Raw genomic sequence first — 9,198 nt, 5'->3', positions numbered from 1 at the left:
TTAATGAATTGTGATGATTAAATGAATGATTTAGAAAAAATTGTTTTTAAACATGCTTTATTAAATGCAGCTAAACATAAAGGAAATGCAAATCCTGGTGCTGTAATGGGTTCAATCATGTCAAATGAACCTGAACTTAGAAGTAAAGCAAAGGAAATTGGGCCTTTAGCAGGTAAAATTGTAGCACAAGTAAATGCTTTATCTCCAGATGAGCAAGCTAGTGAAATGGAAAAATTTGGTGTTGAAGTTCAAGAGAAAAAAGCAAAAGCAAAAGAAGTAGGACTTCAAGAACTTCCTGGAACACATGAAAATATTGTATTACGTTTTGCTCCAAATCCAAGTGGACCTTTACATATTGGACACTCAAGAGCAGCTGTTCCAAATGCAGAATATGTTAAAAGACATAATGGTAAATTAATCTTAAGAATTGAAGATACTGATCCAAAAAGAGTATTTGAACCTGCTTATGAAATGATTCCTGAAGATTTAGCATGGTTAGGAATAGAACCTGATGAAATTGTTTACCAATCTGATAGATTTGAAATTTATTATGATTATGCTCGCCAATTAATTGAAAAAGGTGCAGCTTACATGTGTACCTGTGATGGTGCAACTTTTAAAGAACTTAAAGATAATTGCAAACCTTGCCCATGTAGGGATAACAGTGTAGAAGAAAATCTTGCATTATGGGAGAAATTTGACACTATGAAAACTGGTGAAGCAGTACTTAGGGTAAAAACAGATATTAATCATAAAAATCCAGCTATTCGTGATTGGGTTGCAATGAGATTAGTTGATGAAGAACACCCTCGTATGGGAAATAAATATAGAGTATATCCTATGATGAATTTTTCTGTTTCAGTTGATGATCATTTAATGGGCATGACTCATGTTTTAAGAGGAAAAGATCATTTAGCAAACAGTGAAAAGCAAAAATACTTATATGGCCATATGGGATGGGATTTGCCTGAATTTATCCATTATGGAAGGCTTAAAATGGAAGACATTGCACTTAGTACCTCAAAAGCAATGGCAGGAATTGAAGATGGTACCTACAGTGGATGGGATGATCCAAGACTTGGAACTTTAAGAGCTATTGCAAGAAGAGGAATTGATCCAAGAACAATCTATAACTTAATCACTGAAATTGGTGTTAAAATGGCTGATTCTGCAATTAGTTGGAAAAAGATTTATGGATTAAATCGTAATTTTATAGAACCGATTGCAAATAGATATTTCTTCTGTGAAAATCCTGTAAAAATTGAAGTTGATGGTTATGAGGATGGAGAAGTTTCAATAGAAAGACCATTGCATGCAGACCACATGGATAGGGGAAACAGGATATTACCATTTGATGGTAGTGTTTATTTAGCAAAAGAAGATATTGCTAACGGTCTTTTTAGATTAATGGATGCAGTTAATGTTGAAATAAGTGGGGATAATGTAAATTATCATTCAACATCATTTGAAGATGCAAGAGATGCTAAAGCTAGAATTATTCAATGGGTTCCAACTAATGATAATCTTAATGTTAAAATAGTTATGGATGATGCATCAATTAAAACTGGGCTTGGAGAATCTGCTCTTAGTGATTTGAAAGTTGGTGATATTGTCCAATTTGAAAGAGTAGGTTTTGCTCGTTTAGATGAAATTAAAGATGATGAATTAATATTCTATTATGCACATAAATAGTGATAAAATGACTATGTTTAATAATGGTTATGCAACTCTTCAGATTCCTGAAGGCTTTGATCCTGTTAATACTAAAGATGAATTTAATGATTTATATTTGGTAAATGTTAACATTCCAATGTCCATTAAATTTTCAATAACACCTACATTAGTGGGGCTTCCTGATATAAAAGAGGATATTGAAAAGAATATTGAAAATAATCCTAAAATTAATTTAATATTATCTGATTTTATTCCAATAAATGATGATATTTATTATTTAATTATTTCTTCTTTTTCTGATGGTAAAAAAGAGATTAGACGTAATGAATTTTTATATGTCAAAGACAGTAATCTATATATCTTTGAATTTACTTATCCTTATGCTGATAGAGAACTGGATGATTTTTATCTAAATATTATCCGTTCTTTTAAAATTAGTGTTCCAAAATATATTGTGGAAGATGGACAGTATAAATTAAATGAATAATTTAATTTATTACTTTTTTTTAATTTAATTTGTATAAAAAAGGTTGTAAAAAGATATTTAATATATCTTTTTAACATCGGTTGGTTTAATTATAATGTTTTGGCGTCTATACTTAACGGAGATGTCATCACCATTAATAGCATATACTTGACTGGAGTAAGTTTCGCCTAAATGATTGAATATAATTTCATCTCCTTTTTTAAGTACAAATTCATCATTGTTTATTTTTATTTTTATATTGTTTCTTGAAGGTTTACTTTTAATTGTTGAAGTTTTTAATTGTGTATTATCCGATTTTGGAGTATCTCTAATTACTTTAAGTGTTTTAGGTTCGTTTTCTGATTTTAATTCATTATCCACAAATGCTGGTTCAATATCTTCAATAGGATCTATGTAATCGGAATGTGTTTCATTTATAATAGGTTCAAATTCATCATATTCTCTAACATTTCTAATATAATTTTCTTCTTCAGGAATATTTTCTTCGAGGTATTCAGGTTCAACAGTTAATTTTTCTTTAACTTCTTGGAATAATTTAGAACCTTTAATTTTTTTTGTAAATTTGTCTAAATCTTTCCTATAATCTAAATCCATAATTTGCTCATTATCTTCAGATAAATCAGATTCATCATCTTCTGTTTCAGTTATTTTAGTCGGAGTTTTAAGGGTTGGCTCTTTAATTTCTTCAGTAGTATCTAATTGATTATTATCTTCTTCTGCATTCAATAGAACATCAGTGATATTTTTATCTTCAGAAATACTTTCATTTTCTTCTTTTTCTTGATAAGCAGATGAAATTGCTTCTTCAATAGTTTTTTGAGATTTTGAAGGTGTTTCGATTTCTGTTGATGTTTCATCCTCACTATCTTTTTCTTCATTTAATAAACTGCCAATTGTTTCAACTTCGTCATTGGAGGATTCTTCAACACTTTTTTCCTGTTTTTTAATGATAGTTTCTTTAAGTTCAGTTAATTCACTATCTTCTTCTTTTGGCTGTTCTTTTTCACGTTCACTATCTTTTCTTTTGGATTCTTTAATTAATTCATCAATTGTGAATAAATCTTTTAATTCGGTTTTATCGTTTTTATTTTGGTTGATAATATCCCTCTGAATTTGTTTAATTGGTTCTTGAAATTTTTTAACCTCATTCCCATAATCTATGAGAACTTGATTTTTGGATTCATATTCATAAGTAGGATTATTGTTAACTTCTGGAACAATATAACCCCCATAATTTTCCGGAGTACGTTGTTGGCTTCCGTATAATGATTTGGTATTTTGGGTTGATTTTGAAGATAAACTATTGCTGAAGGTGCTTGAATCGATTTTTTCTTTTTTTTGGGATGCCTTTTCATTTATGCTCTTTGCACTTGGAATTATTGATCCTTCGTCATGTTCGAGTTCGTCACTTTTGTAGTGTAATTTAACTAATATGCAAGCAATTACACAAATTATTGCAATAGTTATCCAGATTAATATGGTGATTTCATTCATTTTTTCAACCCTAATTTTTAATAATATTATTTAATATGTTATTTATTAATTTAAATAGTTTTATATTTAGTAATATTTCCAAATATATTTGTTTAATTTTAAAATTAGTAATTCTAATTTAATTGATAAAATATTTATTGTTTTATTTGGGAGTATTTTTTAAAAAAAACTTTATTTTTAGGTTTTTGTGACTATTAAATCATATTTTTTCACAAATAGCAAGTTTCACTTTGAATTATTTAAACAATTAATATTATATATACTTAAAATAAAATATAAATTAGTTTAATATTTTATTATGAGGAATAATTATGGTTGTTAAAATTAATGAAAATTATCTTAAATTAAAAAGCAGTTATCTTTTTGTTGAAGTGGCTAGAAGGGAAGCAGAATTTGTAAAAAATAACCCTGATGCTGATGTTATTAAAATGGGTATTGGGGATGTTACAAAACCATTAGTGCCATCAGTTACTAAAGCATTCAAAGATGCTGTTGATGAAATGGGAAATGCTGATACTTTCAGAGGTTATGGTCCAGAACAAGGATATGACTTTTTAGCAGAATCTATTGCAAAAGATTATGAAAAATATGGAGTAGATCTTGACGTATCAGAAATTTTCATTAGTGATGGAGCTAAATGTGACACAGGGAATATTCAAGAAATTTTCGCAATTGATAATAAAATTGCTGTAACCGATCCGGTTTATACTGTTTATGTTGATACTAATGTAATGGCAGGAAGAACTGGTGAAATGAAAGATGGTATGTATGAAGGATTGACTTACCTTAAATGTAATGCTGAAAATGGATTTGTCCCAGAATTACCATCCGAACCTGTTGATATCATTTATTTATGTTATCCAAATAATCCAACTGGTACTACATTAACCAAAGATCAATTAAAAGTATTTGTTGATTATGCAAAGGAAAACAAAGCTATTATTTTATTTGACGCTGCTTATGAAGCATTTATCAATGAAGAAAATGTTCCTCATTCTATTTATGAAATTGAAGGTGCAAAAGAAGTTGCTATTGAATTTAAAAGTTTTTCAAAAACTGCAGGATTTACTGGAACTCGTTGTGCATTCACAGTGGTACCTAAACAGTTGATTGTAGATGACAGTGAAGGTAATGCAGTAGAAATTAACTCATTATGGAATAGAAGACAAACCACTAAATTTAATGGTGTTTCATATCCTGTACAAAAAGCAGCACAAGCAACTTACTCTCCAGAAGGTCAAAAAGAAATTAAAGAGGTTATTGACTATTACATGGAAAATGCAAAAGTCATCCGTGAAAGTTTATCTGATTTAGGTTTAGAAGTTTATGGAGGAATCAGTTCACCGTATATATGGGTTAAAGCTCCAAATAATATGGAATCATGGGATTTCTTTGATTTATTATTAAATGAAGCTAATGTGATTGGAACTCCAGGTTCAGGATTTGGTCCAAGTGGTGAAGGTTATTTAAGACTCACTGCATTTAATACATTAGAAAATACTAAAGAAGCAATGGATAGAATTTCAAAATTAGAATTTTAGGTGTTTAATTTGAAAAAAATAGGAAAACCAGTGGAAATCGAAGAAGGAGATTCATTTAAAGCAATCTTATCAAAATATGGTGCACTAGCACTTGATAAACAGGAAAATTTAGCTGAATTAATTGGTGAAACAGTTGGTGAGTTAGATATTGAAAATTCCATTATTTCTTTTGATGATATTAGGATGCCTGTTCAAGTTTTAGGTTTTTACTCACAGGATGCAGATCAATGGTCTTGGGCATGGAATTGTGAAGAAATATTCGGTGAGAATTTAATTGAATCTGCAATAGAAGTTAAAAAACTTGGAGATAAATTTGATATTCCTGAGTTTAATTCACCATTGATTAACACTGATTATGATCATTGTCATCATATTGCAATGACTGCAACAGCTATACTTGGATTTGATGGTTATTATGCAGTTTCAGAAGATGGATTGGATATTTTTGTAGCTATTAAATCTGATTTAATTAAAGAGAATAATGCTGTTAAAAAATTCAGAGATACTTTTTATACTTTCCAAAAGAACTTTAAAATATATCCTAGAATGGCTTTTGAATCATATACTAAACTTAAAGGATATGGTTTTAAACCACATGATGATTTTTATTTAGCTAAAATTGGTGAATCTCGCGTTATGGCCGGATTTACTGAAAGAGGGAATGTAACACGTATTTTGATGTTTGGTGAAGATGAACAGTGATACTATGAATCAGGATTTAGTTGATGAATTAGAATATATGAAAGAGTTACTCGCTAAATCTGGTTTTTTTGATAGTGAAGAAATATTGGAGATATTGGAAGATCAATTTATTGATGAAGAAATTGATTTTTCAAAATATTCTTTTTCTTTAAATAATTTCTCCAATGAAAATTTTTCTAAATTGGAAAATGCTTTTTCTAGTTTAGCTAGTGAAAAAATTGTTGCTATTCATAATTGTGGTTATGATGTTAGTGAAGGAGTAAATGATGCATTTGAATTATATGTTCATTTGCAAAATAATAAACTTCTAGCTGATGGTTTTTGTTTTTATACTTTTGAAGATATTGAAGAAGCTATTTGTGAAGGTAAATTGAGAATAACCTTTGGTGATTTTGAAAATAATGAAGAAAAAGCATTAGAAATTGGTAAAATCGTTTATAAATATTTAAAAGAAGAAAATTTTAGTATTGAATGGGATGGAACAATTAATAATCAAATTGAAATCAATCCTTTTAAATGGGATAAATCATATAATTCCGAAAAAGAATATGAAATTGAAGGAGCATTTGAAGTTTTTATTAAAAATTAGGTGTTAAAATGAATAGAAGATCTTTAAAATTAATTCGTGAAGTTATTATTAACTCTGGTAAATGGTCTTCAATTGAAATATCCCAGGATTCAATTTATTTACAATTTAGAGATGTTGAACTTGGAATCCCAAAATTTGATGAAGATTTCTCGCTGGTTGTTAGATTTGCTATGGATTCGTTTTTCACAGTATTCTATAATAATATTTGGGATATTGACTTTTTATCAAAGTATGATTTTAAAAACAAGTTATTGAGTGAGGAAGTAGCATTCAATGTTAAGGACATTAAATTCGTTGATTTTGAATATTTAAATAGATTTTTCACTAAATATAAAAAAGAAAAGTCAATTTCTGTTGTTGATGAGTTTAACATTCATAATATCACCCATGATTTCTTTATGTTAGTTGAAACTGATGAAATAGCTATTGTTGTTGGTGGAAATCAAATGGACTTCTTCTCACCATTTGAAAGATTAGATGATGCATCACTTCGTGAACTCTCAAATCAATGGATGCTTTACTTTTTAAAATATCATCAAAAAAGAAATATTATTAGAGATCCGATGTGTGAAAATCATCCACTAAAATTATAATGATTATAGTCTCTTATGAGACTATTGAAAACTAATTTTTATTTTATTTTTATTAATAGTGAAGAATAAAAAGTAATGTTTTTTTTTAAGTCTAGTTATTCATTATTTCTCATCTTCAATAGCTATGGCTTCTTTTTCCCCACCGACATGTTCGGTTTTAGCCCATTTTCTTTCTTTTCTTGTTATCATGGTTGCCATAGTCATAAAGAACAATGGAATTAAATGATATGAATAAAGATAATATTTAATTATATCTTTAATCAGTTTAATAATTCCAGGTTTTTCTCTTAAAAATGCGATTGTTGTAGCCGGGAAAAATGAAATAAATGAGAGAATTCCCACAATAAATGGTGCATCCATTCTAATAACAGTACTTTGGAAAGTAAGCCATGATAATATATTTATTATTGTTATTATAAACCCGAAAAATATGAGTAAGTTGAAACTGTAAAATGAAATATGTTCAATAATTCCCAATTTTTTTGAAAGGGGTATTTTTGCTTTTAAAATTTCAGGGAAATAAATAAATAATGATTCAAAGTTACCCATAGCCCATCTAATTCTTTGTCTGAATAATGACTTCCAATCAGCAATTGCTTCTTGGTATACTGAACAATCATCACAGAAACGTATTTTTCCACCGTTAAGCATGATTTTGATAGCTAGGTTTAAGTCTTCAGTCACTGCAAAACCATCCCATTTTCCAGAATCTATAATGGATTGTTTTTTAACAAATTGTCCATTTCCACCTAAAAATCCAGTTCTTCTTAGATTATCTTTTGCTATTAATGTATTTGCAAAACTTGAGAATTCTAGATGTTGCATATAGGTTAAATAGTTTTGATCTTTATTAAACATTTTAACTCTTGATTGAACACCATCGATATCTCCTTCAAGATAAGGAATAATTGTTTTTAGGTAATCTGGTTTAATTTGGGTGTCTGCATCAAATACTCCTATAATTTCTCCTTTTGATAATGCTAAACCATCATTTAAAACGAATCCTTTTCCTTTTCCAGATCTTGGAGGATGTCTTGTAATGATTTTAAGGTTAGGAGTATATTCCTTTATGCTTTTTAATATATCGCCAGTTGAATCTGTAGATCCATCATTTATAACAATTATTTCAAATTGTGGTTCGCCATTATAATGATAATCACACTTAGCAACACTATCAACAGTAGATTTTATAGTATATTCTTCGTTATGTGCAGGGATTAAGATACTTATAAAAGGAAGTTCATCTCCATCTTTAAATGCTTCAACTTCAGTTTGCTTTTTAATACTGGCAATTCCGTTTGTAAGCATTGCTGCGGTTGGTATTAATAAAACCCATTGAAGCCATGTTGCATTTTTTGTTAAAAGCGCAGTGATGATTAAAACAATACATGCACCTAAAAGTAAACTTGTATTTGATTTTTCAATTATAAGTTCTTCATTTTTTTCTTTCACTTTATTTTTTGCTGTAATAATATCAAGAGTATTTTGTTGATGTTTTTTTAAGGCGACAGCTATTGTTCTTGCTAGTTCTTCTTTATCAATATCTTTTATCAAAAAATTGTATGGTGAACTTGCCAATACTTCTTCAAGTATCTCATCAGATAGCATTCCCAAAATTACGATATGTGGGATATTATATTTTTCAAGATAGTCTGCAAATTCAGTTAAATTTATATTTTTCTTGATCAGTATCTAGAAGGATTAGACTGGGTGAGTCTTCTGTAATTTTTTGTTTAATATTTTCTTTATTAAAATCAGAACTTAAGAATTCATAGTCATATTCTTCAAGATACTCTTTTATTTCGTTTAATAGAAGTTCATCAGAACTTATAGTTAAAATTTTAGGATGGTTCATGTCCAACTCTAACTGGTTCATATTTTCAGGAATATATTGGGAATTCTTTTGCATATTATTTCCTTTGAGTTGTTGGTTATTGTTATATAAAAATTGAATGTTTTTGTCGTTAAATTTAAGTGTTATGATTTAATATTCCTTTTATTTAAATCCACTTGCTTCATTTAACTTTTTAGCTTCTAATTCTGCTTTTTTAATAGTAATTTGTAGAATTTTGTCTAATTTGTCAATATCATAAGGTTTAGATATAAATCCATATGATC

At 28.5% G+C, this 9,198-nt stretch carries 9 protein-coding genes; 6 read left to right on the top strand and 3 right to left on the bottom strand.

What is annotated here, in order from left to right; all coding sequences use genetic code 11:
* Nucleotides 1–21 precede the first annotated feature (21 nt).
* Nucleotides 22–1,692, top strand: coding sequence for a glutamate--tRNA ligase (locus tag ACR0P1_RS06825; RefSeq protein ID WP_432645657.1), 1,671 nt, complete (start codon nucleotides 22–24; stop codon nucleotides 1,690–1,692).
* Between the two features lie 7 nt (nucleotides 1,693–1,699).
* Nucleotides 1,700–2,161 (top strand): hypothetical protein, encoded by a 462-nt coding sequence (locus ACR0P1_RS06820; protein WP_432645656.1) that lies wholly within the window; start codon nucleotides 1,700–1,702, stop codon nucleotides 2,159–2,161.
* Between the two features lie 57 nt (nucleotides 2,162–2,218).
* On the opposite strand, the gene ACR0P1_RS06815 is transcribed toward ACR0P1_RS06820, so the two are convergent.
* A complete protein-coding gene (locus ACR0P1_RS06815; protein ID WP_432645655.1) occupies nucleotides 2,219–3,655 on the bottom strand; it encodes a hypothetical protein in 1,437 nt (478 codons plus the stop codon).
* Between the two features lie 311 nt (nucleotides 3,656–3,966).
* Between ACR0P1_RS06815 and ACR0P1_RS06810 the strand changes: the two genes are divergently transcribed.
* The 4 genes from ACR0P1_RS06810 to ACR0P1_RS06795 are packed head-to-tail and all read left to right on the top strand — an operon-like array spanning nucleotide 3,967 to nucleotide 7,080.
* A complete protein-coding gene (locus ACR0P1_RS06810) occupies nucleotides 3,967–5,196 on the top strand; it encodes an LL-diaminopimelate aminotransferase (protein ID WP_432645654.1) in 1,230 nt (409 codons plus the stop codon).
* Nucleotides 5,197–5,898, top strand: a complete 702-nt coding sequence (locus ACR0P1_RS06805; protein ID WP_432645653.1) for a DUF6882 domain-containing protein — start codon at nucleotides 5,197–5,199, stop codon at nucleotides 5,896–5,898. It begins immediately after the preceding gene.
* On the top strand, nucleotides 5,888–6,487 hold the full coding sequence (locus ACR0P1_RS06800) for a DUF6891 domain-containing protein (RefSeq protein WP_432645652.1): 600 nt from the start codon (nucleotides 5,888–5,890) through the stop codon (nucleotides 6,485–6,487). The genes ACR0P1_RS06805 and ACR0P1_RS06800 overlap by 11 nt, the downstream gene beginning before the upstream one ends.
* An 8-nt stretch (nucleotides 6,488–6,495) precedes the next feature.
* Nucleotides 6,496–7,080: a hypothetical protein gene (locus tag ACR0P1_RS06795; protein WP_432645651.1), complete on the top strand. Its 585-nt coding sequence runs from the start codon at nucleotides 6,496–6,498 to the stop codon at nucleotides 7,078–7,080.
* A gap of 102 nt (nucleotides 7,081–7,182) precedes the next feature.
* Here ACR0P1_RS06795 and ACR0P1_RS06790 read toward each other — a convergent pair whose 3' ends face one another.
* Together ACR0P1_RS06790 and ACR0P1_RS06785 are read right to left on the bottom strand one after the other, a co-directional pair.
* Entirely contained in the window at nucleotides 7,183–8,688 is a 1,506-nt protein-coding gene (locus tag ACR0P1_RS06790; RefSeq protein ID WP_432645650.1) for a glycosyltransferase, read from the bottom strand.
* Between the two features lie 52 nt (nucleotides 8,689–8,740).
* Nucleotides 8,741–8,989 (bottom strand): hypothetical protein, encoded by a 249-nt coding sequence (locus tag ACR0P1_RS06785; protein ID WP_432645649.1) that lies wholly within the window; start codon nucleotides 8,987–8,989, stop codon nucleotides 8,741–8,743.
* Nucleotides 8,990–9,198 lie beyond the last annotated feature (209 nt).

This window comes from Methanobrevibacter sp. (assembly GCF_050872065.1).
Taxonomy (GTDB): domain Archaea; phylum Methanobacteriota; class Methanobacteria; order Methanobacteriales; family Methanobacteriaceae; genus Methanocatella.
This window is presented reverse-complemented; position numbering and strand designations above follow the sequence as displayed.

Bases quoted from the DNA above. Each gene is read 5' to 3' on its own strand.
- ACR0P1_RS06825 (WP_432645657.1), top strand. From the start codon at position 22: ATGAATGATTTAGAAAAAATTGTTTTTAAACATGCTTTATTAAATGCA.
- ACR0P1_RS06820 (WP_432645656.1), top strand. From the start codon at position 1,700: ATGACTATGTTTAATAATGGTTATGCAACTCTTCAGATTCCTGAAGGC.
- ACR0P1_RS06815 (WP_432645655.1), bottom strand. From the start codon at position 3,655: ATGAATGAAATCACCATATTAATCTGGATAACTATTGCAATAATTTGT.
- ACR0P1_RS06810 (WP_432645654.1), top strand. From the start codon at position 3,967: ATGGTTGTTAAAATTAATGAAAATTATCTTAAATTAAAAAGCAGTTAT.
- ACR0P1_RS06800 (WP_432645652.1), top strand. From the start codon at position 5,888: ATGAACAGTGATACTATGAATCAGGATTTAGTTGATGAATTAGAATAT.
- ACR0P1_RS06795 (WP_432645651.1), top strand. From the start codon at position 6,496: ATGAATAGAAGATCTTTAAAATTAATTCGTGAAGTTATTATTAACTCT.
- ACR0P1_RS06790 (WP_432645650.1), bottom strand. From the start codon at position 8,688: ATGCTATCTGATGAGATACTTGAAGAAGTATTGGCAAGTTCACCATAC.
- ACR0P1_RS06785 (WP_432645649.1), bottom strand. From the start codon at position 8,989: ATGCAAAAGAATTCCCAATATATTCCTGAAAATATGAACCAGTTAGAG.